The sequence below is a fragment of the Citrobacter sp. Igbk 16 genome (assembly GCF_028069755.1).
Lineage (GTDB): Bacteria > Pseudomonadota > Gammaproteobacteria > Enterobacterales > Enterobacteriaceae > Citrobacter.
The window spans coordinates 1-256 of sequence record NZ_JANEWJ010000117.1; the positions used below are offsets into that span (position 1 = coordinate 1).

The 256-nt window shown below is 50.4% G+C and carries 1 rRNA gene; it reads left to right on the forward strand.

The features are described from left to right. Nucleotides 1–156 precede the first annotated feature (156 nt). A 5S ribosomal RNA gene (gene rrf, locus NNO03_RS22640) occupies nt 157–256 on the forward strand; the annotation flags it as partial.

Sequence of the window (256 nt, forward strand, 5' to 3'; positions counted from 1 at the left end):
GTGTAAGTGTAGCGATACATTGAGCTAACCGATACTAATGAACCGTGAGGCTTAACCTTACAACGCCGAAGATGTTTTGGCGAAGAGAGACATCGATTTCAGCTTGATTACAGATTACATCAGAACGCAAAAAAGCGGTCTGATAAACAGAATTTGCCTGGCGGCTGTAGCGCGGTGGTCCCACCTGACCCCATGCCGAACTCAGAAGTGAAACGCCGTAGCGCCGATGGTAGTGTGGGGTCTCCCCATGCGAGAG